We start from the raw sequence: 25,700 nt of genomic DNA on the forward strand, positions 1-25,700 counted from the left end.
CGGGCAGCGCTCACCCGCGCCTCAGCGCGCCCTGCATCACGCGGCGGGCGACCCCCTGCGGCGCGAGGCCGAGAAGGCGGTCGCACTGGGCGGCCGGCTGAGGCTCGCCGAAGGCGAAGCCCTGACCGTAGGTCGCCCCGAGATGGTAGAACTCGACGGCGTCGGAGTCCGTGTCGACGCCGTCGGCCGCGACCTCGATGCCGAGCTCCTGCGACAGGCGCACGATCGCGCGGATCATCGGCGAGCGGTCGCCGCCGGCCTGCGGGCGCATCAGCGACCGGTCGATCTTCAGGACGTCGAAGGGCAGCCGCTCGAGCAGCGGGAGGTTCGAGAAGCCGGCGCCGAATTCGTCGAGCGCGAGACCCGCGCCGACGTCGCGCAGACGCTCGAGGATGTGGGCCGAATGCTCGGGGCTATCGAGCACGAGGCTCTCGGCCAGCCCGATCTTGAGGGAGCCTGGCGCGAGGCTGTGGCGCGAGAGCGCCTGCGCGACGTCGTGGACGAGCTCCTGCCGCAGGAACTGCGCGCCCGAGGCCGCGACCGTCATGAACAGCGGCGGCTCGCCGGGCACCTGATCCTGCCAGACGCCGAGCTGGCGCGCCGCCTCCTCGAGGGCGAACAGGCCGAAATCGACGATGAGGCCGGTCTCCTCGGCGATGGCGAGAAACTCCTGCGGCGGCCTGCGGCCGTAGCGCGGATGCTCCCAGCGCAGCGCCGCCTCGAAGCCGGCGATCGAGCGGTCGTCGAGACGCACGACCGGCCGGTAGTGGACCCTCAGCTCGTCGCGTTCGAGCGCGCGCGCGAGCTCGCCCGACACCAGAAGGCGGTCCGTGGTCGCCGCGCGCATGTTCGGGCGGAAGGTCTCGACATGATCTCCGCCGAAGCGCTTGGCATGGTACATCGCGACTTCGGCGTTCTTCAGGACGCCCTCGGCCTCCTGGGCGCTGTCGCCCGGCGCGAGGCCGATGGAGGCGGTGAGCCGCAGTTCGCGTCCGCCGAACGAGATCGGCGCGCCGATCGCCCGCTTCAGGGCTTCGGCGAAGGCGCCGGCGCTCTCGGCGTCGCGGGCCGAGACGAGCAGCAGACCGAACTGGTCGCCGCCAAGCCGCGCCAGCGTGTCCTGCGGGCGCATCAGCCGGGTCAGGCGGCGCGCGACCGTGATGAGGATCGTGTCGCCGGTGCCGACGCCGACCGCGTCGTTGAGCTTCTTGTAGCGATCGATGTCGAGCACCATCACGGACGGTCGGGCGCCCGCCTCGCCCTCGACGAAGGCGAGCGCGGCCTCGATGCGGTCGAGGAACAGGCGGCGGTTCGGCAGGCCCGTGAGATTGTCCTCAACGGCGTTCTGAAGCAGGCGCTCCTCGGTCGTCTTGGAGGCGTTGACGTCGAGCAGCGTGCCGACGCAGCGCACCACCTCGCCGTCGGCCCCGACCACGGGGCGCGCGCGCAGCATGTACCAGAGATGGTGCCCGTCGGCGCCGCGCAGGCGGAACGTCTCGACCAGGCGGCCCCGGCGCTCGTCGACGAGCGCGTCGAGCGCGGCGCGGAAACGGTCGCGATCGGCCGGGTGCACGATTTCGGCCCAGTCCGCGGCCGGGCCCTGAAGGGCGCCGCGACGGAGGCCGAGCGCCGCCTCGAGCTCGGGCGCGGCGTGGACCTGGTCGACGACCACGTCCCAGTCCCAGACGACGTCGCCCGCGCCCATCACCGCGAGCGCCCGGCGCTCGATGTCGGAGGCGCCGCCCTGGTCCACCACGCCGCCCGCGAAGGCGTGCTGCATCACCGTGAAGCCGATGAGCAGCGTCAGAAGCACGAGCCCGCCGAAGAGCGCGGGGGCGACGAGCTCGTTCGCCAGCGGCCCGCTGACGGCCGCGCCTGCGGCGCACACCCAGACCAGCAGCAGCAGCCAGGTGGGCGCGAGCGTCACCGCGCGGTCGTAGCCCTGAAGCGCGAGCCAGACCACGACGCCGAAGCCCACCGCCGCGATCGCGGCCAGCGACAGGCGCGCGAGGCCCGCGGCGATCGACGGGTCGTAGGCCGAGAGCCCGATCGTGACGAACAGGAAGACGAGCCAGACGCCGACCACGTGGCTGTAGCGGACGTGCCAGCGGCCGAGATTGAGATAGGCGAACAGGAACACGAGCAGCGTCGCGGCGAAGCCCGCCTCGCCGCCCGCCCTCAGGATCCGGTCGGCCGCGGGATCGAGATCGAGAATGTTGCGCCAGAAGGCGAAGTCGACGCCGAGATAGAACAGCACCGACCAGGCGAGCGCGGCGGCCGCCGGGAACATCATCGAGCCCTTCACCACGAAGAGGATGGTGAGGATCAGCGCCAGCAGGCCCGCGATCCCGAGCATGATGCCGCGGAACAGGGTGAAGGAGTTCACCTTGTCCTTGTAGGCGTCGGGCTCCCAGAGGGTGAGTTGCAGAAGCGTCGGCGAGGCGAGCTCGGCCACGTAGGTGACGGTCGCGCCCGGATCGAGCGTCAACCGAAACACGTCGGCGTCGTCGGCGCCCTGCCGCTCGGGCTTGAGGCCCTGGCTCGCCGTCAGCGCCCGGATGCGCTCCGAGCCGAGGTCGGGCCACACCGCGCCCGAGCCCGAAAACCGGAAATATGGCGAGACCAGCAGGCGATCGATCTGCTCGTCGCCCTCGTTCTTCAACGAGAACACCACCCACTGGCGGCCGTCGCCGGGGGTCTCGGCGCGCACCTCGATGCGCCGCACGATGCCGTCCGGCCCCGGCTGGGTCGCAACCTGGATGCGGTCGGCCTGTCCCACAGGACGTTCGATCGCGGGGGTGAGGTCGACGGCCTCGTCGTCGGGCTGGACGGAGAGCGGTGGGGCGGCGCCTGCGGATCCTGCGAAGCCGAGCGCCGCGACCAGCAGCGCGATCGCGAGAAGGGGCAGGCGGAGGATACGCAACGCCTCGGCACTCCTGGTAAGTTTCGCCCGGAACGCAGGGCGACGCAGCGTCGGCACGTTAGCTCACGCCGTCGCTGCGCAGAAGCGCATAGAGCAGGTGATCCTGCCAGCGTCCGTCGATGCACAGATATTCGCGCGCATAGCCTTCGCGCTTGAACCCCGACTTTTCGAGCAGGCGGATCGAGGCCTGGTTGTGCGGCAGGCAGGCGGCCTCGACCCGGCGCAGCTTCAGCGTCTGGAATACGAAGGGCGCGAGCGCCTTGACGGCGGCGCTCATATGGCCGCGCCCCGCATGGCCCGCGCCCATCCAGTAGCCGAGCGAGCAGGTCTGCGACACGCCGCGGCGGATCTGGCTGACCGTCACCCCGCCGACCAGCGCGCCATCGGCGCGGAACACGAAAAACGGATAGGCCTGGTCGCTCTCGAGTTCCCGGACATAGCGCTTCAGCCGCTTGCGGAAGGCCAGGCGCGAGACGTCGTCGGCCGGCCAGGTCGGCTCCCATGGCTGTAGAAAGGCGCGGCTCTCCTCGCGAAGCTGGCTCCAGGCCGGATAGTCGGCCATCTGGGGCGTGCGCAGCTTCACGCCGTCGCCGGTCAGCGTCGGGACGGTCTCGGCTGCGGCGAGAGAGCGGAAAAACGCCATCCCGGTCCCGCCTCAGGCCGCGGAGGCGCGGCGGCCGAGCCGCTCGGCGAGGCGTTCGGGAGGCGTGAGGCGCCGGATCGGGCCGACGGCCGCAAGCGTCGGGGCCGAGGTCATCAGCGCGCGGCCGCTTTCGCGCACGGCCGCGACCGTGACCGCCTCGATCTTCTGGACCGTCTCGGCGACGTCGAGCGGGCGGCCGAAGGCGAGCTGGTGGCGGGCGTGATGATCGGCGCGCGAGGCCGGCTGCTCGAGCGACATCAGCAGCCCGGCCTTCATTTGCGCCTTGGCGCGCTCGACCTCGCGCTCGTCGGCGGTCTCGGCCGCCTGCAGCAGCACGTCGATCATGACGGGCAGGATGTCGGCTGCGTCCTCCGGGCCGAGCGCCGCATAGGCCCCAAAGAGGCCTGAGTCGGCGTAGGACCAGTGGAACGCATTGACCGAATAGGCGAGCCCGCGCTCCTCGCGCACCTCCTGGAACAGGCGCGAGGACATGCCGCCGCCTGCGAGATTGGCGAAGACCTGCGCGGCATAGACGTCCTCGGCGTCGAAGGCCCGGCCCTCGAACGCGATCGTGACGTGGAGCTGCTCGTAGTCGCGCTTCGCGCGGCGGTCGCCGCCGACGTAAGCCGCGAGCGCGGGCTTCGGGGCCTCGCCCGCTGGAAGTCCGGCGAAGCGCTTCTCGGCTTCGGCCACCACCGCCTCGTGGTCGACCGCGCCTGCGGCCGTCACCACCGTGTCCTTGGCGCGGTAGCAGCGATCGCGGAAGCCGCTGAGCAGGTCTCGGTCGAGCCCGCGCACTGATTTCGGCGTGCCGAGGATCGACCGGCCGAGCGTCTGGTTCGGGAATGCGGTCTCTTGCAGCCAGTCGAAGACGAGGTCGTCGGGCGTGTCCTCCACCCCGCCGATCTCCTGCACCACGACGTTCTGCTCGCGCTTGATCTCGGTCGGATCGAACGACGGCTCGATCACGATGTCGGCCAGCATGTCGAGCGCGAGGCCGACGTCGGCGGCGAGCACACGGGCCGAGTAGCCGGTCTGCTCGACGCCCGTCGCTGCGTTGAGGTCGCCGCCGACCTGCTCGATCTCCTCGGCGATCTGGCGCGCGGAGCGGCGGGCCGTGCCCTTGAACGCCATGTGCTCGAGGAAATGCGCGAGACCGTGCTCTTTTTCGGTCTCCGAGCGCGCCCCCGCCCCGAAGGTGACGCCGACAGCCGCGGTGCCGAGCTCCGGCATCGCGTCGGTGATCACCGCGACGCCCGAGGGCAGCACGGTGAGACGCGGGCTCACGCTGCGGCCTCGCGGGCGACGCGGGCGCGCTTTTCGACGAAGGCTTCGAGCTCGTCGAGATCGTTCGGCAACTGGTTGACGCGTTCCGGCGCGTCCATGAGCTCGGACAAATGGACGGGCAGGTCCGGACGAACGCCCGAGGCGGCCTCGACGGCGTCCGGGAACTTGGCGGGATGGGCGGTGGCGAGCACGACGGTCGGCGTCGCAGGATCGAGCCCGGCGCGCTCGGCGACCGAGACGCCGACCGCGGTGTGCGGGTCGAGCAGATAGTCGGTCTCGCGCTTCACCCGGCCGATGACCTCGGCGACCGCGGCCTCGTCGGCGCGGCCGGCGTCGAACTCGGCGCGGATGTTCGCAAGCGTCGTCTCATCGAGCGTGAAGGAGCCGGACTGCGACAGCGAGGCCATGGCGCGGCGGACCGCGGAGGCGTCGCGGCCGCCGGCGTCGAACAGCAGGCGCTCGAAGTTCGACGAGACCTGGATGTCCATCGAGGGCGAGCTGGTGGGCTCGACGCCCTTCACCTCGTAGCGCCCGGTCTCCAGCGTGCGCGCCAGGATGTCGTTGACGTTGGTGGCGATGACGAGCCGGCCGATCGGAAGCCCCATGCGCTTGGCCACGTAGCCCGCGAAGATGTCGCCGAAATTGCCCGTCGGCACCACGAAGTCGACCTTGCGCGCCGGGCTTCCGAGCGCGACCGCTGCGGTGAAATAGTAGACCACCTGCGCCAGCACGCGCGCCCAGTTGATCGAGTTCACCCCGCCAAGCGCCATCCGGTCGCGGAAGGCGTGGTGGTTGAACGCGGCCTTCACCAGCGCCTGGCAGTCGTCGAACGAGCCGTCGACCGCGATGGCGTGGACGTTGTCGTCGGGCGCAGTCGTCATCTGCCGGCGCTGGACGTCCGACACCTTGCCGTGCGGCATCAGAATGAAGACGTCGGCGCGCTCGCGCCCACGGAAGGCCTCGATCGCCGCGCCGCCGGTGTCGCCCGACGTCGCGCCGACGATCGTGGTGCGAAGGCCCCGCTCGGCCAGCACGTGGTCCATCAGCCGCGCGAGCAGCTGCATGGCGACGTCTTTGAACGCGATGGTGGGCCCGTGGAACAGCTCGAGCACGAAGCGGTTGTCGCCGATCTGCACCAGCGGCGCGACGGCCGGATGCCGGAAAGCCGCGTAGGCCTCGCGGATCATGGCGCGCAGCTTCTCGGGCGCGACGGCGTCGCCGACGTAAGGCGCGATGACGGCTTCCGCCACTTCGGCGTAGGGGCGGCCTGCGAAGCCCGCGATGGTCTCAGGAGAGAGCGTCGGCCAGGTCTCGGGAACATAGAGCCCGCCGTCGCGGGCGAGGCCCGCGAGCATCGCGTCGGCGAAGCCGAGCGCAGGCGCTTCGCCGCGGGTCGAGACATAGGCGAGTGACATCGGAGGCGGAGACTTTCATGCACGCGTCGGGGGCCCGCCAAACTAGGCGCGCGGGGCCTCGCTCGCAAGCGAGGGGGCCTCGCCCATTCTTCCCCCGATTGGCGGACGCGAGCTGCGGGCTTCGAGACGCTTGGCTCTCGCCAAGCTCCTCAGCATGAGAAAGCGGGGGAGGTTCCGAGAACCGAGACCGTCCTCATGCCGAGGGGGCGTTCGTAGAACGCCGCCTCGAAGCGCACAGCCGCTCCCATGGCTGCGGGCGGAAATCGCGCCACATATCCCCCATGCGCAGCCGGACCGACGCCTGATGGCCATGGACGAACGCTTCCGCTTCGGGATCGAGGAGGAATACTTCCTCGCGGACGCCAAGACCTGCGAGAGCCCCAAGGGCGAGACCGCCGACGCCTTCCACGAGGCGGCCAAGGAGATCGTCGAGCCGCTCTCCCACGAGTTCCTGAAGGGTCAGGCCGAGGTCCAGACCGAGCCGCAGCTTTCCTTCGACCGCGCCTGCGACGATCTGGAGCGCATGCGACGCGACCTGTCGCGGGTCGCGAGCGAGCACGGGCTGATCCTGTTCGCGGCCGGAACCCATCCGCTCGCCCGCCAGCGAGATCAGGAGGCGAACCCGGATCCGCGCTACGACCGGCTGGTGGCCGAGCTCGGCGTCATCGCCAAGCGCGCGATGATCTGCGCCATGCACATCCATTGCGAGGCGCCCGAACCCGCGCGCCGGCTCGACGTCATGAACCGGCTGCTTCCCTTCCTGCCGCTGTTCTACGCGCTCTCGGTCTCCTCGCCGTTCTGGCAGGGCCGCGAGGCGGGGCTGAAGGGCATCCGGCTCTCGACCTTCGCCGAATGGCCGCGCATGGGGCTGCCCGAGATCTTCGAGAGCGACGCCGAGTATCGCCGCTTCGTCGACCTGCTGGTGGCGGCCGACGTGGTGACCGACGCGAGCTTCATCTGGTGGCACATCCGCCCCTCGACGCGGTTTCCGACCGTCGAGCTCAGGATCTGCGACAGCTGCACGCGGGTCGACGACGCGGTGGCGATCGCGGCTCTCTACCAGGCGCTCTCGCGCTGCGCGACGCGGCGCCCGGAGCTCAATCGCGGCGTCGGCGCGGTGGAGCGCGGGGTCTGCGCGTCGAACATCTGGCAAATCCAGCAGCATGGCGGCGAAGCGCGGCTGATCGACGTCGCGCGCGGGCAGGCCACGACCGTGTCGGCCCTGCTCGAAGAGGCGCTGAAGCTCGTGGAGGACGACGCGCGCGAGCTCGGCTCGCTCGACTGGGTTTTGCGCACGCGCGACGTGCTGGCGCGCGGCTCGAGCGCCGACCGCCAGCTCGCTACGTTTCGCGAGCGGGTGGCGGAAGGCGCCGGCGAGGAGGAGGCGCTGCGCGAGGTGGTGCGGATGCTGGGGCGCGAGACGGTCGGGGGATAGCGCGACGACGCCTCACCCTCGTCCATGAACGGAAGGGGGGCCGGCCAGTGTGGCGCCCTACTCCGCTTCTCTCACCGTCCGCCAGGCGAAAGCGCCGAACACGGCTGCAAGCGTCGCCGCGAGGCCGTACCAGGTCAGCGCGTATTCCATGTGCCGGTTCGGGAACGACACCCGCGTCTCGCCGGCCTGCGGCAGCGGACCTGCGCCGGCCGTCGCCTCGGCGTCGACGGTGAAGGGCGCGACGTTGTCGAGATGGAGCCCCGCGGCGATCGCCTTCGGGTCGCGCGCGAAGAACATGTCGCGCCCGGGATCGTCGGCGGGCGTGAACATGTTGCGGTCCTCCGCCTCACGGAGCGGCCCAGACACCTCGACCTCGCCCTCGGGTCGCGCCGCGCGGCCGACCGCGCCCTCGGGCGCGAAGCCGCGATTGACGATCACCAGCCCGCCGCCGGAAAGCCGCAGCGGCGTCATGAGGAAATAGCCCGGGCCCTTCAGCGGCCCGCGCGGCTCCGAGAGGTTCACGAACACCCGCGCCTCGCGCTCGTGGTCGAACGTTCCCTTGGCGCGGACGCGCCGATAGCTCCAGGCGGCGAGATCGAGCGAGGGCCAGTCGGCCGGGGGCGGCAAGGCGACGGGCTCGGCCGCCATGCGCTCGCTGACGCGCGCCACGAGTTCGGTCTTCCACGACAGCCGCGCGAGCTGCCACGAGCCGAGCCCGACCAGCAGCGCGACCGCGATCGCGGTCGCGGCGGCCGCCTTCCAGAGCCCTGCCCGCCTCATCGGTCGAGCCGCCCCTCGGCGGCGCCGTGGGCGTGCTGGAGCGCGATCAGGACGCCCTTGATGACGCGCAGAAGCGTGAGGCAGATGACGGCGACCACGGGCAACGACACGACGAGATGGGCCCAGAACGGCGGCTCATAGGCGAATTCGAACCACAGCACGAAGCCGAGCGCCAGGAAACCGGCGATCAGCATGACGAACACCGCGGGCCCGTCGCCGGAGTCGGCGAAGCCGTAGTCGAGCCCGCAGGCCTCGCAGGCCGGCGGCAGCGCGATGTAGCCGCGGAACAGCCTTCCTTTCCCGCAGGCGGGGCAGCGGCCGAGCGCGCCGGACAAAGCCGCCTCGCCGGCGGTGCGGTTCGGCGCGGGCTCGTTCATGCAGGCTCCGGGCTTTCAGAAACGAGACGGGGCCGCCGGCGCTGTCGCCGACGGCCCCGCCCGAAGGGTGGGGAACTCTTCGCCTCAGTGCGCGCTCGCGCCCGCGCCCCAGACGTAGATGGCGGCGAACAGGAACAGCCACACCACGTCGACGAAGTGCCAGTACCAGGCCGCCGCCTCGAAGCCGAAGTGCTGCTTGGGCGTGAAATGGCCCTTGTAGACGCGGGCGAGGCACACGATCAGGAAGATGGTGCCGACGATGACGTGGAAGCCGTGGAAGCCGGTCGCCATGTAGAACGCCGCGCCGTAGACGTGGCCCGCGAAGCCGAACGCCGCGTGGCTGTACTCGTAAGCCTGGCAGATCGAGAACAGCACGCCGAGGATGATGGTGAGCCACAGGCCCATCTTCAGCCCCTTGCGGTCGCCATGGATCAGCGCGTGATGCGCCCAGGTGATCGTGGTGCCGGAGGTCAGCAGGATCAGCGTGTTGAGCAGCGGCAGGTGCCATGGGTCGAAGGTCTGGATGCCCTTGGGGGGCCAGACGCCGCCCGTCACCTCGGTGCGCTGGAACTGGTGCACGTCGCTCGGAAACAGCGCGACGTCGAAATAGGCCCAGAACCAGGCGACGAAGAACATCACCTCGGAGGCGATGAACAGGATCATGCCGTAGCGCAGATGGATGGCGACGACCCGCGTGTGGTCGCCGCGATGCGCCTCGTTGATGACGTCGCGCCACCAGGCGATCATCGTGTAGAGCACGCCCGCGAAGCCGACGAGCGCGATGTAGGGCATGCCGCCCTTCATCCACTGAACGGCGCCGACCGCAAGCACGAAGGCCGCGATCGAGCCGACGAAGGGCCACGGGCTCGGATCGACGAGATGGTAGTCGTGGTTCTTAGCGTGGGCGTCCGCCATCGGGGCTCCCCTTCCCTCTTGTGACTTCCGCTCTCGGCCGTTTCGGCCGTGGCGGCGCGCGCGTTTCCTGTTGTTTAGCTCTTAGGGCGTTCCGGTCCCGCCGCGGAAGCCGACTTTTGGCTCTTGGCGGGGAAGAATGTGTAGGACAGCGTGATCTCGTCGACGTCGTCGAGGTCGCGGTTCTCGGCGATCGAGGGGTCGACGAAGAAGGCGACCGGCATCTCGATCTCCTCGCCCGGCTGCAGCGTCTGCTCGGTGAAGCAGAAGCACTGGAGCTTGGAGAAGTAGGCGCCGGTCTGGTTGGGCGTGACGTTGTAGGTCGCGGTGCCGGTGATCGGCTTGTCCGAGACGTTCTTGGCCTTGTACATCGCGAGCTTGGTCTCGCCGACACTGACGCTCATCGAGATCGTCTCGGGCGAGAACTTCCAGCCGAGGCCGGGCGCGACGTTGCCGTCGAAGCGCACCGTCACTTTGCGGTCGATCGCGGCGGAAGGCGCGGCGCTCGCCACCTGAGTGGTGCCGCCATAGCCGGTCACCCGGCAGAACATGTCGTAGAGCGGCACCGCGGCGAACGACAGCCCGGTCATGCCGGCGACGATGCCGACGCAGACGAGCACGACGCGCCCGTTGCGGGCTGGCCTGGGGGACACGTCCGGCCCCGCGCTCAAAGCGGCCGGTTGGCGACGTTGCCGCCCATCTTGAACACGGTCACCAGATAGAACAGCACGACGAGCACGAACAGCGCGACGGCGATCGCGACGTTGCGGGCCTTGCGGCGGCGCAGCTGCTCCTCGGTGAGGACCAGCCCCTTGTCTTCGTCGTGCGGCTCAACCATCGCCATCACATCCAGCCCGGAACGGGGCCGGTCAGCGGCGCGATCCCGACGAGCTTCTCGGCGATCAGCACGAAGAACAGCGCGAAGAGGTGGATGAGCGAGAAGCCGAACAGGCCGCCCGCGGCCTTGCGCGCGGCGTCGCCCTCGCGGACGCGATAGACTTTCACGGCGCGGCGCAGGAACTCCAGTCCGACCACGATCGCCACGGCGAGATAAAGCGGCCCGCCGAGGCCGACGAAGGCCGGCGCGACGCCAAGCGGCGCAAGCGCGATCGAATAGAGCAGGATCTGGCGACGGGTCTCGTCAGGGCCGGCCGTGATGGTGAGCATTGGCACGCCGGCGCGGGCGTAGTCGTCCGACTTGATGAGGCAGAGCGCCCAGAAGTGCGGCGGCGTCCACATGAAGATCAGCGCGACGAGCACGGCGCTCTCGAGGCCCACGGTCCCGGTCGCGGCCGCCCAGGCGACCATCGGGGGCATGGCTCCGGCGAGGCCGCCGATGACGATGTTCTGCGGCGTCCAGCGCTTCAGCCACATCGTGTAGACGACCACGTAGAAGAAGATCGTGAAGGCGAGCAGCCCGGCGGCGAGCCAGTTGGCGGTCAGGCCGAGCATCAGCACCGAGCCGACCGAGAGCGTCATGCCGAAGGCGAGCGCTTCGCCCGGCGTCACGCGGCCCGCGGGCACCGGACGGTTGGCGGTGCGGGACATGACCGCGTCGATGTCGGCGTCCCACCACATGTTGAGCGCGCCGGACGCGCCCGCGCCGACCGCGATGCACAGCAGCGCGACGGCGGCGAGCACCGGGTGGAGCCCCGCAGGCGCGGCCACGAAGCTCGTCAGCGCCGTGATGACGACGAGCGACATCACGCGCGGCTTCAGCAGCGCCAGGAAGTCCTCGACGCCAGCGAGGCTCGGGCCCGGAAGGGCCGCGGAGGCCTGCGCGCGGTTCTCTTCGATCATCGACATGGGTTTAGGACACGCTCAGTTCGGAACTGCGGCCGGCGACCTTGAGGTCAAGGTCGCCGGAATGAACCGGCGGCCGGGAGACCCGGCCGCCGCAAGCCGCCTTACTTGATGCGCGGCAGCGTCGAGAACTGGTGGAACGGCGGGGGCGAGGACAGCGTCCACTCGAGCGTGGTCGCGCCGGGGCCCCAGGGGTTGTCGCCCGCGACCCGCTTCTTCGCGAAAGCCTCAAACACGCCGTAGAGGAAGATCAGCACCGCAAAGCCCGAGATGTAGGAGCCGAACGACGAGATCATGTTCCAGCCGGCGAACGCTTCCGGATAGTCGACGTAGCGGCGCGGCATGCCCGCAAGACCAAGGAAGTGCTGCGGGAAGAACACCATGTTGACGCCGACGAAGGTGACCCAGAAGTGCAGCTTGCCGATGGTCTCGTTGTACATGTAGCCGAACATCTTCGGGAACCAGTAATACCAGCCCGAGAAGATGGCGAACACGGCGCCCAGCGACAGCACGTAGTGGAAGTGCGCCACCACGTAATAGGTGTCCTGCAGCGAGCGGTCGATGCCGGCGTTCGACAGCACGACGCCGGTGACGCCGCCGAGCGTGAACAGGAAGATGAAGCCGATCGCCCAGATCATCGGGGTGCGGAGCTGGATCGAGCCGCCCCACATGGTCGCGATCCAGGAGAAGATCTTCACGCCGGTCGGCACCGCGATCACCATCGTGGCGAACACGAAGTAGGCCTGCGTGTTCACCGAAATGCCGGTCGTGTACATGTGGTGGGCCCACACCACGAAGCCGACGACGCCGATCGCGACCATCGCGTAGGCCATGCCGAGATAGCCGAAGATCGGCTTCTTCGAGAAGGTCGAGATCACGTGGGAGATCATGCCGAAGCCCGGCAGGATCAGGATGTAGACCTCGGGGTGGCCGAAGAACCAGAACAGGTGCTGGAACAGGATCGGGTCGCCGCCGCCCTGCGGGTCGAAGAACGTCGTCCCGAAGTTGCGGTCGGTCAGCAGCATGGTGATGGCGCCGGCGAGAACCGGCAGCGACAGCAGCAGCAGGAAGGCGGTCACGAGCACCGACCAGGCGAAGAGCGGCATCTTGTGCAGCGTCATGCCCGGGGCGCGCATGTTGAAGATCGTCGTGATGAAGTTGATCGCGCCGAGGATCGACGAGGCGCCGGCGATGTGAAGCGCGAGGATCGCGTAGTCCATCGCGGGGCCGGGCTGACCGGCCTTAGAGGAGTACGGCGGATAGATGGTCCAGCCGCCCGAGACGCCGTGCGAGCCGGGCGCGCCGGGCACGAACAGCGAGATGATCAGGAGCGCGAGCGCCGGCGGCAGCAGCCAGAACGAGATGTTGTTCATGCGCGGGAACGCCATGTCGGGCGCGCCGATCATGAGGGGCACGAACCAGTTGCCGAAGCCGCCGATCATCGCCGGCATCACCATGAAGAAGATCATGATGAGGCCGTGGGAGGTGGTGAAGGCGTTGAAGGTGTTCGGGTTGGTGAAGATCTGCATGCCCGGGCTCTGCAGCTCGAGCCGGATGCCGATCGACAGCGCGCCGCCGATGATCCCCGCGCAGATCGCGAAGATCAGGTACATCGTGCCGATGTCCTTGTGGTTCGTCGAATAGACGTAGCGCCGCCAACCCGTGGGATGGTCGTGGTGGTCGTGTCCGTGAGCTGCCGCCGTGGCCATGCCGCCCTCTCCCGATCTCTGTTCTTTTTACCCGTGGCTCAGCGCGAGGCGACCGAGGCCGGCGAAGCGTCCAAGACCTTCGCAGAATCCTTGGCCTTCTCGGCCGCGGCCTGCTTCAGCACGTCCTTGGCCTTCTCGACGTCGCCCTTCGCAGCTTCGAGCCACTTCTTGTACGTCTCCTCGCTGACCACTTGGATCGCGATCGGCATGAAGGCGTGGGCGAAGCCGCAGAGCTCCGAGCACTGACCGTAATAGACGCCCTCGCGCTCGGCCTTGAACCAGGTCTGGTTCAGGCGGCCCGGGATCGCGTCCACCTTCACGCCGAAGGAGGGAATGGTGAAGGCGTGGATTACGTCCTCGGCCGTGACGTCGACCTTGACCACCTTGTTGACCGGCACGACCGCTACGTTGTCGACCGCGAGCGTGTAGGGCTGGCCGTCCTCGATCTCGTCCTTCTGCAGCATCATCTGGGTGACCGTGACCGCGTTCGCGTCCGGATAGACGACGTCCCAGTTCCACTGGCGGCCCACGACCTTGATGGTCAGGTCGGCCGGCGGCGGCGAATACTGGGCGTAGAGCAGACGGAAGGACGGCACCGCGATCACGACGAGGATCAGCACCGGAATGACGGTCCAGGCGACCTCGAGCAGGGTGTGGTGCGTGGTCTTTGACGGGACCGGGTTCTTGTCCTCGCGGAAGCGGACGACGCAATAGACGAGCAGCGCGAGCACGAAGAGCGTGATGACCGTGATGATGATCAGCACGAAATTGTGGAACGCATGCGCCTGGTGGAACACCGGCGTCACGGCCTCCTGCAGGCCGAGCTGCCACGGCGAGGGCTGACCGTAGCCGGCGAGCGCCGGAGCGGCGGCCGCGATGGTCGCCGCGGCGGCGGCGGTCATGAGCGTCAAGCGTCCGGGTCGGAACATGCTTTCAGAGCCTCTCGTCGCTTCCCCGGGGCTCGTGAGCCGGCCCCTTCCGCCGTCCCGGCGGCGTTTTCGCCGACCGTCAGGCTGTTCTTAACCGCTTGGAGCCGGCGCGCAAAACGGTTCGCGCGGCGCACCGACCCCACCCTCGGCGAAGCCTTGAAACCATAACGGTTACAAAACCACAACTTGGCCCTTCGGCTTGATCCATGCGGCATTTGCGCGCGAAAAAACCGTTCCGCGGACGCATGATCGCCGTGATTTGTGACAGGCTCGCGCGCGCCCGCCGCCAGCGGGTCCCAAGCTTGACACGGCCTTGGGCTCTGTTACGCCCGTCGCCGTCGACCGGACCTGTCGACGGAGCAGGAGACCCCCGATCTTGCGCTCATACTCTCTCGCCGCAGCCTGTCTCGCGGCCCTTGCGACCGCTTTCGCCCCGGTCGCGGCCCTCGCGCAGGGGGCCGTGAAGTCGACCCATGGCGACTGGCAGATGCGCTGCGACACGCCTCCCGGCGCCCAAGGGGAGCAGTGCGCGATCGTCCAGAGCGTCACCGCGGACGACCGGCCGAACGTCGGGCTGACTGTCATCGTGCTGAAGACCGCCGACAAGAAGAGCCGCCTTTTGCGCGTTCTCGCGCCGCTCGGCGTGCTGCTGCCGTCCGGGCTCGGCCTGCGCATCGACCAGGCCGAAGTCGGCCGCGCGGGCTTCGTCCGCTGCCTGCCGAACGGCTGCGTGGCCGAGGTCGTGCTCGAGGACCAGCTGATCAACCAGCTGAAAACCGGCAAGCAGGCGACCTTCATCATCTTCCAGACGCCCGAGGAGGGCATCGGCGTGCCGGTGTCGCTGAACGGCTTCGGCCCGGGCTTCGACGCGCTGCCCTAGTCCGGCTGCGGCGCCCCGCAGATGCGGGCGACCGCGGCCGCGACCATGCCGAAGATCGGATGGTCGGGCATGGGCCGTCCGTCGAGCTCGATCACGGGCATGACCAGCCTGACGCTGTTGGTCGAGAAGACCGCGGAAGCGCCGGCGAGCTCATCCTGCGAAAGCGGCCGCTCGACCGCGCCGAAGTCCTCGCTCAGCACGACGCCTCGGACGATTCCCGGCAGCACGCCTTCGGAGACCGGCGGCGTCACGAGCTCGCCCTCCACCACCGCGAACAGGTTCGCCATCGCGGTCGAGGCGACGCGGCCGTCGGTGTTGAGCATCAGCGCGTCGTCGGCGCCCGCGCGCCTCGCCTCGGCGAAGGCCAGAACGCTGTCAAGATAACTGAGCGTCTTGGCCCGCGAGGCGAAGGACGTCGGATTGCGGCGGACCGACGAGGTCGCGAGCCGGACGGGCGCATAGAGCGCGTCGGCCGGATAGGGCGAGGCGGCGGCGACGACGTTGGGGCGCGGGTCGGCAGGCGGCGCAAGGCCGCGCGCGCCTCCGCCGCGCGTGACCGTGTAGCGGATCACCGCATCGGAGCGGCCGATGGCGTTGAGCAGCGCCTCGATCTCCGCCACGAAGAGCGCGCGGTCGACCGGCAGGCGGATCTCCGCCGCGGCCGTCTCGAGCCGCCGCCAATGCTGGCCGAGCGCGGCCGGCCGTCCGCCGAACACCGCGATGGTCTCGAACAGCCCGTCGCCGAGCGTCAGCCCACGGTCCCCGAGATCGAAGAGCGCTGGACCCTCGACCGGCGCGCCGTTCAGACGGAGCATGTCGCCCGCGCCTCCGCGGCCGAAAGGAAGTTCTGAAGCAGGCGATGGCCGCCTTCGGTCAGGATCGATTCGGGATGGAACTGAACCCCGAAGGTCGGGTGCTCGCGATGTTCGAGCGCCATCACCTCGCCCTCCTCCGAACGCCCCGTGACGACCAGCGGCCCGTCGTAGCCCGCGTCGAAATCGACGATCAGCGAATGGTAGCGGCCGACGGAGAGTGGATTGGGCAGGCCTTCGAAGAGGCCGGCGTCGTCATGCTCGACCCTCGAGGCTCGGCCGTGCAGAGGCCGGCGGGCCCGCATGACCTGGCCGCCGAAGGCCTCGCCGATCGCCTGATGGCCAAGGCAGATCCCGAGAATCGGGATGCGGCCCGACAGCCGCCGGATGACTTCGAGCGACACGCCGGCCTGGGCCGGCGCGCAGGGGCCGGGCGAAACCACGATGGCCTCGGGCGACATCGCCTCGATCTCCTCGACCGTCGCGGCGTCGTTGCGCACCACTTCGGTCGGTCGGCCGATCTCCTCGAAATAGCGGGCGACGTTGAAGACGAAGCTGTCGTAGTTGTCGACGACGAGGATCATCGAAGCCCCCCGGCCTGCGCGAGGCGCGCCGCCGTCTCCTCGCTGTCGGCGGCGAGCGTTCCGCCGAAGGCTTCGAAGACCGCGCGGGCCTTGGTGAGGGTCTCGTCATATTCGGCGGCCGGATCGGAGAGCGCCGTGACGCCGCCGCCGGCCTGGAACTGCGCCTTGCCGTCCGCGATCGTCGCGGTGCGGATCGCGATGTTGAAGTCGGCGTCGCCCGAAAAGCCCATCCAGCCGATCGAGCCGCAATAGACCCCGCGGGCGTGGCCCTCGAGCTCTGTGATGATCTCCATCGCGCGGAGCTTCGGGGCGCCGGTGATCGATCCGCCGGGGAAGCTGGCGTTCAGAAGGTCGGCGACGCCGAGCCTGTCGCGCAGTCGGCCCGTCACCACGGAGACGAGGTGGTGCACCGAGGCGTAGGTCTCGAGCCCGCAGAGCATCGGCGCCTCCACGGTTCCCGGCCGGCACACGCGGCTGAGATCGTTGCGCAGAAGGTCCACGATCATGACGTTCTCGGCGCGGTCCTTCTCGCTGTCGAGCAGCGCCCGCGAGGCCGAGCCGTCGGCGTGCGGAATGGACCAACGCTTCGCCGTGCCCTTGATCGGCCTCGCCTCGACGCGGTCGCCGTCGACCCTGACGAAGCGCTCGGGCGAGCTCGAGCAGACCGTCATGTCGCCGAACGCGAGATAGGCCGCGAAGGGCGCGGCGTTGCGGGTTCGAAGACGCCGGTAGAACGCCCACGGATCGAAGTCCTGTGCCAGGTCGGCGAGGAACCGCTGGGCGACGTTGGCCTGGAAGATGTCGCCCGCGAGCACGTAGTCGACCGTCCGGGCGATCGCCTCGACATAGGCCGAGCGGGTGAAGTTCGAGCGGAAGACCGGCCCTGCGGGGCCGGCCGCGGCCGGCTTCGCCTCGACGGGACGGGACAACAGGTCCAGCGCCGCCGCCGCGCGGGCCTTCGCGCGGGCATCGCGCTCGGGGCCGGCGGGCGCCGGCGCGCCGGTCGAGATCAGCCAGGCCCTTTCGGCCGCATGGTCGCAGGCCACGACCCAGTCGTAGAGCGGCAGCAGGGCGTCGGGCACGCCGAGATCGTCGACCCGGGGGGCGGGCAGCCGCTCGAGCCGCCGGCCGTACTCATAGGCGATATAGCCGATCGCGCCGCCCTGGAACGGCGGCAGATCGGGATGCCGTTCGCCGCGCTGGGCTTCGAGCGCGCCGGCGAGCGCGGCAAGCGGATCGTCCTCGACCGCGCGCCCTCCGAGCGTCGCGCCGCCGGCGCCGACGTGCAGGACGTCGTACGGGTCGGCGGCGAGATAGGAGAACCGGCCAAGCGAGGCGTGCGGCATCGCGCTGTCGAGGAAGGCGACGTAGGGCAGGCCCGCGAGGCGCTCGGCGAGCGCCGCCATGTCGACGGTCGGCAGTTCCTGGACGTACATCGGTCGCAACGCGCTTGCCGCCGAACGCGGCGGCTTCATCCAGCCTACATAATCAGCCCGGGGCCCGCCGTCATGCGCGCTGGAGCCGCGGGCGCGGACGCATGGCCGCATTGGCCGCCGCGCCCTTGCGTCGCCGAGCCCCGATGGGCCAGATGCCCGCTCTCGAAATCGCGAGGCGCGCGCGAGGACCATGGAACACGGCTCTACCGGAATGTTGCTCGGCGCCCTTGTGTTTCTCGGCGCCGCCGTCCTCTCGGGGCCGCTCGCGCGGCGGCTCGGGCTCGGGGTCGCGGTCGGCTATCTGGCGGCCGGCGTCGTCATCGGGCCGTCGGGGCTGAAGCTCATCGGCGACGCGTCCTCGGTGCTGCACGTCGCCGAAATCGGCGTCGTGATGCTGCTGTTCCTGATCGGCCTCGAGCTTCGGGTGGAGCGCCTCATCGCGCTGAAGAAGCTCGTCGTCGGCTTGGGCGGGCTGCAGATCGCGCTGTCGACCGCGGCCTTCGCCGCGGCCGCATGGGCGCTCGGCGCGGAGCCGCCGGCCGCGATCGCGATCGGCGTCGCGCTCGCCTTTTCGGGCACCGCCATGGCGATCCAGATCCTGGAGGAGCGCGGCCACCTCAACCGCACCTACGGCGAGAAGACGTTCTCGACGCTGCTCGCGCAGGACATCGTGGTGGTGCCGGCGCTCGCGCTCGTGCCGATGCTGGGCGGCGGCGGCGACCACGCTGGCGGCTGGGCGGAGGCGCTCGCCGCCGCGGTCGGCGGCGCGGCCGCGATCGGCGCGATCGTGGTGGCGGGCCGCTGGCTGCTCGACCCGGTGTTCCGCCTGCTCGCCGGCGTCGGCGCCCGGGAGGTGATGACGGCGGCCGCCCTCCTTGTGGTGCTCGGCGCGGCGGAGATCGCGGCGGTGGCGGGGCTTTCGATGGCGATGGGCGCCTTCCTCGCCGGCGTTCTGCTCGCCGGCTCCTCCTATCGCCACGAGCTCGAGGCCGACGTCGAGCCGTTCCGCGGGCTCCTGATCGCGCTGTTCTTCATGGGCATCGGCATGGCGATCGACGTCGGCGTCATCGTCGACAACGTCTGGCGGCTGCTCGCCGGCGTCGTGCTCTACCTCACGATCAAGGTGGCGGTGGCGGCGGCGCTCGCGCGCGCCTTCGGGGCGACGAGCGGCGACGCGCTCCGGGTCGGCGCGCTTTTGGGCGCCGCGGGCGAGTTCGCCTTCGTGCTGTTCCCGCTCGCCCAGACCAACGGACTGATCTCGGCCGAGGTCGCCAGCATGCTCTCGGCGCTCGCCGCGCTCAGCCTCGTGGCGGCGCCCGGCGTCGCGCTTCTGGCGGAACGCGTCGCCAACCGCCTTGCGCCGGCCGCCGAGACGCCGGACGAGGATTTCTCCGACGCCAAGGGCCAGGTGCTCGTCGTCGGCTTCGGCCGTGTCGGCCAGATCGCCGCGCAGGTCCTGCTCGCCGAGGGCGTCGAGACCACGCTGATCGACGCCAATCCGAGCCGCGTGGAGCAGGCCTCGCGCTTCGGTTTCAAGGTCTATTACGGCGACGGCTCGCGGCTCGACGTGCTGCGCGCGGCCGGCGCCAAGGAGGCGCGCGCCATCCTCGTCTGCGTCGACGACCGCGAGGCCACCAAACGCATCGTCGAGATGGCGAGGCAGAGCTTCCCGCTGACCGAACTCGTGGTGAAGGCCTATGACCGCGGCCATGCGCTCGAACTGATGGGCGCCGGCGTCGAGCGCGTGGTGCGCGAGACCTTCGAGAGCGCGCTCGTGCTCGGGCGTCAGGCGCTCGAGGCCGTCGGCGTCGATCCGGAGCGCGCGGCCGAGATCGAGGAGGACGTGCGCCGCCGCGACGCGCAGAAGCTCGAGATCCAGATGGTCGAGGGCGTCTACGCCGGCCGCGAGCTCACCTACACCAACAAGCCGGTCCCCGAGCCGCTGTCGCTGCCCAAGCGCAAGGGCGGCAAGATCGAGGAGCGCGTCGAGGACGACGGCCCTGCGGGGACGGCGGCCGCGCCGGCCGAGTGACGCCGTTCGTCGCGTCGGCGGTCCCGACCTTGGGCCGGGTGGCGGAGCGGCCGCGGCGCGCCTAACATCGCGTTCGGGTTCGAGCCGGGATGTTCGCGATGTTCAACATGTTCGACGTCTTCCGACAGGCGCAGGGCGGCGCGGCGTTCGACAATCTGTCGCGCGCCTACGGCGTCTCGCCCGACCAGCTGCGCGCCATGACGGCGGCGCTCACCCCCGCCTTCGCGCAGGGGTTCATGCGGCAGGCCGCGACCGACGAGGGCGCGCGGCGCTTCGCCGAGCTGTTCCGCACCGAAGACTACGCCCGGGCCTTCGAGGCGCAGGCGGCCGCGCTCGACTCCTCGACGCGCGGCGCGGGCGAGAACGCGCTCGACGCGCTGTTCGGATCGAAGGAGGTGTCGCGCGCCGTGGCCGCCCAGGCGGCGGCGGCCTCGGGCGTCCAGGCGCAGATCATCCGGCAGGTGCTCCCCGTCTTGGCCAGCATCCTGATGGGCGGCTTCATGAAAGCGGCTCAAGGAGCGGGCGCTCCGACGTCAGCCTTCGACACGCTGTTCGGCGGCGGCAAAGAGCAGGCGCAGAGCCCCTTCCCGGCCAACCCGTTCCAGGGCTGGATCGACGCCTTCAACCGCAGCGCGGAGGGCGCAGGGGGATCGGCGGCCGGATCGGGCCAGATCCCCAATCCGCTCGGCGACATGATGGGCGAAATGATGAAGTCGATGTTCGGCGCGCCTGCTCAGCCGGAAGAGCCAGAGGCGCCGCCTTACGAAGAGCCGGCCGAGCCGAAGTCCGAGACCGCGGCCGAAAATCCGTTCGACGACTTCGTCGCGACAGGCCGCGAGCTGTCGCAGCAGAACGCCGAGGCCATGAGCCAGATCTTCGACGCCTTCTTCAGCGACAAGCCGAAAAAGGCGTAAGGGGCGCGCCTCCTTCTGAAACGCGCCCCACCCTGCCTTTCCCTGCCCCAGGGAAGGACAGTCGCCTCAGCCCAAGCGGCTGCGCGCGGCCCGGCGCTCTTCAGAAATCGCCGTGAGGCGTTCTCCGGGATCGCCCCAGAGCGACCAGCGCGCCGCCTCCTCGAGATCGGCGCGGGTCACGCCGATGTCTGCGAGCATGCGGTCGTCGAGACCGCCGAGCGCCTCGATCTGCTTGCGACGGGTCATCGACACGGCGAGAGCCTTGAAGCGGCTGGCGAACCCGGCGCCCACGGCGCGGGCGACGCTCAAAAGTCCGGATTGCGTCTGGCGTTCGATCAGGACGGACATGTTCGCCTCCTTCGGCTCTCGCTTCCGCCACACCTCCAGCGCGGCGGCCGTCTGAGGGCGAACCACCGCGGCCCGCCTTCACGAAACGAGATAGATCCAGCCGATTGATCAGTGAAACGAATGTTTATAATGTCGTCCATCACCATACGTGATGCCGCCTGATCCAGGAGCCGTCGCCCATGTCCGCTCTGTTCGACGTCGACCAGCTCAAGACCTTCATCGCCATCGTGGACACCGGCTCGTTCACCCGCGCGGCCGACGCGGTGCACAAGACCCAGTCGGCCGTCTCGATGCAGATGAAGCGGCTGGAGGAGCGGGTCGGCCGCTCGATCTTCGCCCGAGACGGGCGCGGGGCGCGGCTGACCGAGGACGGCGAGCGTCTGCTCGATTACGCCCGCCGCATCGTGCACATTTCGCGCGAGGCGGTGTCGGCCTTCTCCAACGACGCGCTGACGGGCCGGGTGCGGCTCGGCGTGCCGGACGACTACGCCGAGCGCTATCTGCCGGAGATCCTCGCGCGGTTCTCGCGCTCAAACCCGCTGGTCGAGGTGACGGTCGAGTGCGAGCCCTCCGACACGCTGACCCAGTCGATCATGCGCGACGAAATCGACCTCGCGATCATCACCCATGCGAGTCGCAAGCCCGTGGGCGAGGTCATCCGTCAGGAGCCGCTGCTGTGGGTCACCTCGCAGCGCTCGCTCGCCCATGAGCAGGCGACGCTGCCGCTTGCGCTCAGCCACCCCGCCTGCGTCTGGCGCGAGGCCGCGATCTCGAAGCTCGAGGAGCTGAAGCGGCCCCACCGCGTGCTCTATTCGAGCCGCAACTTCGCGGCGGTGGGCGCGGCGGTGATGGCCGGGCTCGCCGTCACCGTTCTGCCGGAGAGCGCCATCCGTTCCGGCATGCGGGTGCTCGGACCCGCCGACGGCTTTCCGCCGCTGCCGAGCTGCAAGATCGCGCTTTTGCGCAATCCGGGCTCGGTCACCGACACGGTCGAGGCGCTCGCCGACCACATCGTGGCGAGCCTCGACAACATGACCGGCGGCTTCGAAGGCGCGCAGGCGGCGGAGTAGCGCCGCCCTTGTCCCGGGTTCGACCCGGGACCCAGAACCGACGCCGAGGCGTATTCCTCACCCCGCCCGCAAGAACGTCGCGTAAGCGGGGTTCTGGGTCTCGTCCTCATAGGGATAGCCGAGACCCTCGAGGCTCGTCTGGAAGCGCGCCCGGTCGGCGGGCGGCACCTGCAGGCCCACCAGCACGCGGCCATAGTCGGCGCCGTGATTCCGGTAGTGGAACAGCGTGATGCTCCAATCGGTCCCGACCGCCTCGAGGAAACGCAACAGCGCGCCGGGCCGCTCCGGGAACTCGCAGCGCAGGACGATCTCGTCGTCGAGCGTGATCGGCCGCCCCCCGACCATGTAGCGGACATGGAGCTTGGCCGCCTCGTTCGCGCTCATGTCGACGACGCCGTATCCGGCCGCCTCGATCGAGGCGATGAGCTCGGGCTTGTCGCGCGCGGCGTCGGCGAGCTTCACGCCGACGAACACATGGGCGGCGTCGGCGCCGGCGTAGCGGTAGTTGAACTCGGTGATGGTGCGCTGGCCGATCAGCTCGATGAAGCGGCGATAGCTGCCGCGGCGCTCGGGGATGGTGACGCCGAGCAGCACTTCGCGATCCTCGCCCACCTCGGCGCGCTCGGCGACATGGCGCAGCCGGTCGAAATTGAGGTTCGCGCCGCTGTTGATCGCGATCAGCGCGCCGGCGTCCGTTCCGCCGCGTGCCGCATAGGCCTTGAGGCCGGCGAGCGAGAGCGCGCCGGCGGGCTCGGAGAGCACGCGCGTCTCCTCGAAGATGTCCTTTACGGCCGCGCACATCGCGTCGGTGTCGACGGTGATGACCTCGTCGAGAAGTTCGCGGCAGAGGCGGAACGTCTCCTCGCCCGCCTGCCGCACCGCGACGCCGTCGGCGAAGAGGCCGACGCGCGGCAGCGTCACCCGTTCCCCGGCCTCGATCGCGGCCTTCATGGAGGCGGCGTCTTCCGGCTCGACGCCGATGACCTTCACGGAAGGCCGCAGGTATTTCACATAGGCCGCGACGCCCGCCGCAAGGCCGCCGCCGCCGATCGGCACGAACACGGCCTCGATCGGGTCCGGGTGCTGCTGAAGCGTCTCGACCGCCACCGTGCCCTGTCCGGCGATGACGTGCGGATCGTCATAGGGGTGGACGAACGTCAGCCCTTCGGCGTCCGCCATGGCGCGCGCATGCGCATAGGCGTCGTCGAAGGCGTCGCCGTGGAGCACGACCTCGCCGCCGAGCCGGCGCACGGCGTCGACCTTGATCGGCGGGGTGGTGACCGGCATCACGATCACGGCCCTCAGCCCCAGCCGAGCGGCCGAAAGCGCGACGCCTTGCGCGTGGTTGCCCGCGGAGGCGCAGATCGCGCCGGCGGCGCGCTCGGCCGCGCTCATCTGCGCCATGCGGTTGTAGGCGCCGCGGATCTTGAACGAGAAGATCGGCTGCAGGTCCTCGCGTTTCAGCAGAACCTGCCGGCCGAGCCTCGCCCCGAGCTTGACCATCGGGTCGAGGGGCGTGCGCGCCGCGACGTCGTAGACGCGGGCGTCGAGGATGTCTCGCACATAGTCCATGGGCAAAAGGCTCCGCGCGCGGCCGGGAGGACGGCGGCCGGCGCATAGCCGTTAGCCTCTCGGCGCCCGGAACTGAAGCCTTCTCGGCGCGGGGCAGCCCTTTAGGGCAGGTCGCCGACCTTGTTGACGCGCCGGTACTGCGCGCCTGCGGCGGTCGTCCAGATGGAGTTGTTGTCCGACAAGGCGCCGTCGAGCAGCTGGCAGAAATGGTCGCGCTCGAGGTCGGAGACGATCCGCATGCCCGAGAACCTGCGGACCGTGCCCTGCACCGCCCAGAGCCCCGTTCCCTGATACCAGCGCGAGCAACCGATCTGGTCGCAGACCGTGTTCCAGTAGGAGTAGAGGCCGGCCTGCGCGCCGCGCCCCTCATAGACCTCCCACAGATAGCTCACCTGGCCGGTGAAGGGATTGCGGGTCTGGCTGAACCAGATCCCGTTGATCCGCTTCATCGTTCCCGCGCTGCGGTTGTCCTCGATCTTGCGATAGCCCTTGGTGGCCGTCTTGTTGATCGAGCCGTCGGAGTTCAGGCAGAAGTCCTCGCGGGCGAGAGCCGGCGTGGACGCCACGACCGCGACGAGCGCCGCCGCGAGTCCCTTCATGATGCTGAAGCGCATGCCAAGCTCCCTTAGCGAACGGAACCGCGCCTTCTGCAGTTAGACTCGTCGAAAGACGGCGCCGAGTCCGGTAAACTGCTTACGCGCCCAGTCGTCGCCGCCCGAGACCGACCCAAAGAGCCGCCATGCACACCTCCGCCGCCGGAGCCGCGCGCTTTTCCCATCAGCACCGCTTCCTCGGGAGCGACCACGCCCGCAACGCCCGCCGCACCACGCTGGTGGTGGCGATCACCGCGGCCGCGATGGTGGTCGAAATCGTGGCCGGCTGGGCCTACGGCTCGATGGCGCTCCTCGCCGACGGCTTCCACATGGCGACCCATGCGGGCGCGATCGGGATCGCGGCGCTCGCCTACCGCATCGCCTCGCGCCGCGCCGCCGATCCGCGGCTCGCGATGGGCGCGGGCAAGGTCGGCGACCTCGCGGGCTTCGGCAACGCGGTGGTGCTGGGCGTCGTGGCGCTGATGATCGGCTGGGAGTCGCTCTCCCGCCTCGCCTCCCCGCAGCCGGTCGCCTATGGCGAGGCCATGGTGGTGGCGGTTCTGGGCCTTGCGGTGAACGTCGTCTGCGCGCTTCTGCTCGGCGGACACGGGCACGGGCATGACCATTCCCACCACGGCCACGCCGGCCACGACCATGGGCATGACCACGGTCACGGCCACGCCGACCACAATCTCCGCGGGGCCTATCTCCACGTGCTCGCCGACGCGCTCACCTCGGTGGTGGCGATCGCAGGCCTTGCGGCAGGCTGGTTCCTGGGCTGGACGTGGATGGACCCCGCGGTCGGCGCGCTGGGCGCCGTGATGATCGCCTCGTGGTCCGTCTCGCTCGCTCGCGAGACCGGCCGCACGCTGGTCGACGCGCCGGCCGACGAGAGCCTCGAACTGGAAATCCGCAAGCGGCTCGAGGTCGGCGACGTCGTCGTCAGCGACCTGCACATCTGGCGCGTCGGCCCGGGCCATCTCGCAGCGATCGTGTCGCTCGTGACGCACGAGCCGCAGGAGCCCGCCGCCTACAAGGCGAAGCTCGACGGACTTTCTGGGCTTAGCCACGTCACCGTCGAGGTGAACCGCTGCCCGGGAACCGCCGCGGCCGCCTGAGGGGCGCGAGGCCCTTTGTCCCGGACTTGATCCGGGACCCAGAGCCGACGCGGTTTTCAGAAAAATCTCGCGGGCGCCGCCCGGAGCAGTCGATACGCGCCTTCCAGAACCGTCAGACGTCTCGGTTC

General features: G+C 69.9%; 24 protein-coding genes. 6 read left to right on the forward strand and 18 right to left on the reverse strand.

Annotated elements, in window-relative coordinates; all coding sequences use genetic code 11:
• Positions 1 to 10: 10 nt before the first annotated feature.
• From ACFOWB_RS00915 to thrC, 4 genes are read right to left on the reverse strand one after another with little or no spacing between them, the layout of a single operon-like run.
• Complete coding sequence (locus ACFOWB_RS00915) at positions 11 to 2,923, reverse strand: EAL domain-containing protein (protein ID WP_378145172.1); 2,913 nt, start codon at positions 2,921 to 2,923, stop codon at positions 11 to 13.
• A 58-nt stretch (positions 2,924 to 2,981) separates the two neighbouring features.
• Positions 2,982 to 3,566, reverse strand: coding sequence for a GNAT family N-acetyltransferase (locus ACFOWB_RS00920; protein ID WP_378145174.1), 585 nt, complete (start codon positions 3,564 to 3,566; stop codon positions 2,982 to 2,984).
• Between the two features lie 12 nt (positions 3,567 to 3,578).
• Complete coding sequence (locus ACFOWB_RS00925; protein ID WP_261401741.1) at positions 3,579 to 4,853, reverse strand: M16 family metallopeptidase; 1,275 nt, start codon at positions 4,851 to 4,853, stop codon at positions 3,579 to 3,581.
• The gene (gene thrC, locus ACFOWB_RS00930; RefSeq protein WP_378145177.1) at positions 4,850 to 6,268 is read right to left on the reverse strand and encodes a threonine synthase; all 1,419 of its coding nucleotides are present in this window, start codon (positions 6,266 to 6,268) and stop codon (positions 4,850 to 4,852) included. The genes ACFOWB_RS00925 and thrC overlap by 4 nt, the downstream gene beginning before the upstream one ends.
• A 304-nt stretch (positions 6,269 to 6,572) precedes the next feature.
• Here thrC and ACFOWB_RS00935 point away from each other — a divergent pair, with 304 nt between their 5' ends.
• Positions 6,573 to 7,703, forward strand: a complete 1,131-nt coding sequence (locus tag ACFOWB_RS00935; RefSeq protein ID WP_378145179.1) for a carboxylate-amine ligase — start codon at positions 6,573 to 6,575, stop codon at positions 7,701 to 7,703.
• Positions 7,704 to 7,760: 57 nt separating this feature from the next.
• Here ACFOWB_RS00935 and ACFOWB_RS00940 read toward each other — a convergent pair whose 3' ends face one another.
• The 8 genes from ACFOWB_RS00940 to coxB form a co-directional block, all read right to left on the reverse strand.
• Positions 7,761 to 8,483: an SURF1 family protein gene (locus ACFOWB_RS00940; RefSeq protein ID WP_261401740.1), complete on the reverse strand. Its 723-nt coding sequence runs from the start codon at positions 8,481 to 8,483 to the stop codon at positions 7,761 to 7,763.
• Positions 8,480 to 8,860 carry a DUF983 domain-containing protein gene (locus tag ACFOWB_RS00945; protein ID WP_378145183.1) on the reverse strand — a complete coding sequence of 127 codons (381 nt, stop codon included), beginning with the start codon at positions 8,858 to 8,860 and terminating at the stop codon, positions 8,480 to 8,482. Before ACFOWB_RS00945 ends, ACFOWB_RS00940 begins: the two co-directional genes overlap by 4 nt.
• 84 nt (positions 8,861 to 8,944) lie before the next feature.
• Complete coding sequence (locus ACFOWB_RS00950) at positions 8,945 to 9,775, reverse strand: cytochrome c oxidase subunit 3 (RefSeq protein WP_378145185.1); 831 nt, start codon at positions 9,773 to 9,775, stop codon at positions 8,945 to 8,947.
• A gap of 74 nt (positions 9,776 to 9,849) precedes the next feature.
• Positions 9,850 to 10,443, reverse strand: coding sequence for a cytochrome c oxidase assembly protein (locus ACFOWB_RS00955; RefSeq protein ID WP_378145187.1), 594 nt, complete (start codon positions 10,441 to 10,443; stop codon positions 9,850 to 9,852).
• Positions 10,440 to 10,610, reverse strand: coding sequence for a hypothetical protein (locus tag ACFOWB_RS00960; RefSeq protein WP_261401738.1), 171 nt, complete (start codon positions 10,608 to 10,610; stop codon positions 10,440 to 10,442). The genes ACFOWB_RS00955 and ACFOWB_RS00960 overlap by 4 nt, the downstream gene beginning before the upstream one ends.
• 5 nt (positions 10,611 to 10,615) lie before the next feature.
• The gene (locus tag ACFOWB_RS00965; RefSeq protein ID WP_378145189.1) at positions 10,616 to 11,578 is read right to left on the reverse strand and encodes a heme o synthase; all 963 of its coding nucleotides are present in this window, start codon (positions 11,576 to 11,578) and stop codon (positions 10,616 to 10,618) included.
• Positions 11,579 to 11,679: 101 nt separating this feature from the next.
• Positions 11,680 to 13,284, reverse strand: coding sequence for a cytochrome c oxidase subunit I (gene ctaD, locus ACFOWB_RS00970; RefSeq protein WP_261401737.1), 1,605 nt, complete (start codon positions 13,282 to 13,284; stop codon positions 11,680 to 11,682).
• A gap of 38 nt (positions 13,285 to 13,322) precedes the next feature.
• Positions 13,323 to 14,186 (reverse strand): cytochrome c oxidase subunit II, encoded by an 864-nt coding sequence (coxB, locus tag ACFOWB_RS00975; protein ID WP_261401736.1) that lies wholly within the window; start codon positions 14,184 to 14,186, stop codon positions 13,323 to 13,325.
• A 403-nt stretch (positions 14,187 to 14,589) separates the two neighbouring features.
• On the opposite strand from coxB, the gene ACFOWB_RS00980 reads away from it, so the two are divergent.
• Entirely contained in the window at positions 14,590 to 15,093 is a 504-nt protein-coding gene (locus ACFOWB_RS00980; protein WP_315855060.1) for an invasion associated locus B family protein, read from the forward strand.
• On the opposite strand, the gene ACFOWB_RS00985 is transcribed toward ACFOWB_RS00980, so the two are convergent.
• Genes ACFOWB_RS00985 through pabB form a run of 3 tightly spaced genes read right to left on the reverse strand, consistent with a single transcriptional unit; the run spans position 15,090 to position 17,925 of the window.
• Positions 15,090 to 15,908, reverse strand: a complete 819-nt coding sequence (locus tag ACFOWB_RS00985; RefSeq protein ID WP_261401735.1) for an aminotransferase class IV — start codon at positions 15,906 to 15,908, stop codon at positions 15,090 to 15,092. The genes ACFOWB_RS00980 and ACFOWB_RS00985 overlap by 4 nt on opposite strands.
• Complete coding sequence (locus tag ACFOWB_RS00990) at positions 15,896 to 16,489, reverse strand: anthranilate synthase component II (protein WP_261401734.1); 594 nt, start codon at positions 16,487 to 16,489, stop codon at positions 15,896 to 15,898. Before ACFOWB_RS00990 ends, ACFOWB_RS00985 begins: the two co-directional genes overlap by 13 nt.
• Positions 16,486 to 17,925 carry an aminodeoxychorismate synthase component I gene (pabB, locus tag ACFOWB_RS00995; protein ID WP_378145193.1) on the reverse strand — a complete coding sequence of 480 codons (1,440 nt, stop codon included), beginning with the start codon at positions 17,923 to 17,925 and terminating at the stop codon, positions 16,486 to 16,488. Before pabB ends, ACFOWB_RS00990 begins: the two co-directional genes overlap by 4 nt.
• Before the next feature lie 190 nt (positions 17,926 to 18,115).
• On the opposite strand from pabB, the gene ACFOWB_RS01000 reads away from it, so the two are divergent.
• Both ACFOWB_RS01000 and ACFOWB_RS01005 read left to right on the forward strand, forming a co-directional pair.
• A complete protein-coding gene (locus ACFOWB_RS01000; protein ID WP_378145195.1) occupies positions 18,116 to 19,957 on the forward strand; it encodes a monovalent cation:proton antiporter-2 (CPA2) family protein in 1,842 nt (613 codons plus the stop codon).
• Positions 19,958 to 20,055: 98 nt separating this feature from the next.
• On the forward strand, positions 20,056 to 20,871 hold the full coding sequence (locus tag ACFOWB_RS01005; RefSeq protein ID WP_261401732.1) for a DUF937 domain-containing protein: 816 nt from the start codon (positions 20,056 to 20,058) through the stop codon (positions 20,869 to 20,871).
• Positions 20,872 to 20,937: 66 nt separating this feature from the next.
• On the opposite strand, the gene ACFOWB_RS01010 is transcribed toward ACFOWB_RS01005, so the two are convergent.
• Positions 20,938 to 21,219, reverse strand: coding sequence for a DUF1127 domain-containing protein (locus ACFOWB_RS01010; protein WP_261401731.1), 282 nt, complete (start codon positions 21,217 to 21,219; stop codon positions 20,938 to 20,940).
• Between the two features lie 179 nt (positions 21,220 to 21,398).
• On the opposite strand from ACFOWB_RS01010, the gene ACFOWB_RS01015 reads away from it, so the two are divergent.
• Positions 21,399 to 22,289 carry a LysR substrate-binding domain-containing protein gene (locus tag ACFOWB_RS01015; RefSeq protein WP_261401730.1) on the forward strand — a complete coding sequence of 297 codons (891 nt, stop codon included), beginning with the start codon at positions 21,399 to 21,401 and terminating at the stop codon, positions 22,287 to 22,289.
• Between the two features lie 57 nt (positions 22,290 to 22,346).
• Here the strand turns inward: ACFOWB_RS01015 and ilvA are convergent, their stop codons facing one another.
• Both ilvA and ACFOWB_RS01025 read right to left on the reverse strand, forming a co-directional pair.
• Positions 22,347 to 23,861: a threonine ammonia-lyase, biosynthetic gene (gene ilvA, locus ACFOWB_RS01020; RefSeq protein ID WP_261401729.1), complete on the reverse strand. Its 1,515-nt coding sequence runs from the start codon at positions 23,859 to 23,861 to the stop codon at positions 22,347 to 22,349.
• Between the two features lie 101 nt (positions 23,862 to 23,962).
• Entirely contained in the window at positions 23,963 to 24,475 is a 513-nt protein-coding gene (locus ACFOWB_RS01025) for a hypothetical protein (RefSeq protein ID WP_261401728.1), read from the reverse strand.
• A gap of 125 nt (positions 24,476 to 24,600) precedes the next feature.
• Here ACFOWB_RS01025 and dmeF point away from each other — a divergent pair, with 125 nt between their 5' ends.
• The gene (dmeF, locus tag ACFOWB_RS01030; RefSeq protein ID WP_378145198.1) at positions 24,601 to 25,572 is read left to right on the forward strand and encodes a CDF family Co(II)/Ni(II) efflux transporter DmeF; all 972 of its coding nucleotides are present in this window, start codon (positions 24,601 to 24,603) and stop codon (positions 25,570 to 25,572) included.
• Positions 25,573 to 25,700: the final 128 nt, after the last annotated feature.

Source organism: Chenggangzhangella methanolivorans, from assembly GCF_042648545.1.
GTDB lineage: Bacteria > Pseudomonadota > Alphaproteobacteria > Rhizobiales > Methylopilaceae > Methylopila > Methylopila methanolivorans.

Bases quoted from the DNA above. Each gene is read 5' to 3' on its own strand.
- ACFOWB_RS00920 (WP_378145174.1), bottom strand. From the start codon at position 3,566: ATGGCGTTTTTCCGCTCTCTCGCCGCAGCCGAGACCGTCCCGACGCTG.
- thrC (WP_378145177.1), bottom strand. From the start codon at position 6,268: ATGTCACTCGCCTATGTCTCGACCCGCGGCGAAGCGCCTGCGCTCGGC.
- ACFOWB_RS00935 (WP_378145179.1), top strand. From the start codon at position 6,573: ATGGCCATGGACGAACGCTTCCGCTTCGGGATCGAGGAGGAATACTTC.
- ACFOWB_RS00940 (WP_261401740.1), bottom strand. From the start codon at position 8,483: ATGAGGCGGGCAGGGCTCTGGAAGGCGGCCGCCGCGACCGCGATCGCG.
- ACFOWB_RS00945 (WP_378145183.1), bottom strand. From the start codon at position 8,860: ATGAACGAGCCCGCGCCGAACCGCACCGCCGGCGAGGCGGCTTTGTCC.
- ACFOWB_RS00950 (WP_378145185.1), bottom strand. From the start codon at position 9,775: ATGGCGGACGCCCACGCTAAGAACCACGACTACCATCTCGTCGATCCG.
- ACFOWB_RS00960 (WP_261401738.1), bottom strand. From the start codon at position 10,610: ATGGTTGAGCCGCACGACGAAGACAAGGGGCTGGTCCTCACCGAGGAG.
- ACFOWB_RS00965 (WP_378145189.1), bottom strand. From the start codon at position 11,578: ATGTCGATGATCGAAGAGAACCGCGCGCAGGCCTCCGCGGCCCTTCCG.
- ctaD (WP_261401737.1), bottom strand. From the start codon at position 13,284: ATGGCCACGGCGGCAGCTCACGGACACGACCACCACGACCATCCCACG.
- coxB (WP_261401736.1), bottom strand. From the start codon at position 14,186: ATGACCGCCGCCGCCGCGGCGACCATCGCGGCCGCCGCTCCGGCGCTC.
- ACFOWB_RS00985 (WP_261401735.1), bottom strand. From the start codon at position 15,908: ATGCTCCGTCTGAACGGCGCGCCGGTCGAGGGTCCAGCGCTCTTCGAT.
- ACFOWB_RS00990 (WP_261401734.1), bottom strand. From the start codon at position 16,489: ATGATCCTCGTCGTCGACAACTACGACAGCTTCGTCTTCAACGTCGCC.
- pabB (WP_378145193.1), bottom strand. From the start codon at position 17,925: ATGTACGTCCAGGAACTGCCGACCGTCGACATGGCGGCGCTCGCCGAG.
- ACFOWB_RS01000 (WP_378145195.1), top strand. From the start codon at position 18,116: ATGGAACACGGCTCTACCGGAATGTTGCTCGGCGCCCTTGTGTTTCTC.
- ACFOWB_RS01005 (WP_261401732.1), top strand. From the start codon at position 20,056: ATGTTCAACATGTTCGACGTCTTCCGACAGGCGCAGGGCGGCGCGGCG.
- ACFOWB_RS01010 (WP_261401731.1), bottom strand. From the start codon at position 21,219: ATGTCCGTCCTGATCGAACGCCAGACGCAATCCGGACTTTTGAGCGTC.
- ACFOWB_RS01015 (WP_261401730.1), top strand. From the start codon at position 21,399: ATGTCCGCTCTGTTCGACGTCGACCAGCTCAAGACCTTCATCGCCATC.
- ilvA (WP_261401729.1), bottom strand. From the start codon at position 23,861: ATGGACTATGTGCGAGACATCCTCGACGCCCGCGTCTACGACGTCGCG.
- ACFOWB_RS01025 (WP_261401728.1), bottom strand. From the start codon at position 24,475: ATGCGCTTCAGCATCATGAAGGGACTCGCGGCGGCGCTCGTCGCGGTC.
- dmeF (WP_378145198.1), top strand. From the start codon at position 24,601: ATGCACACCTCCGCCGCCGGAGCCGCGCGCTTTTCCCATCAGCACCGC.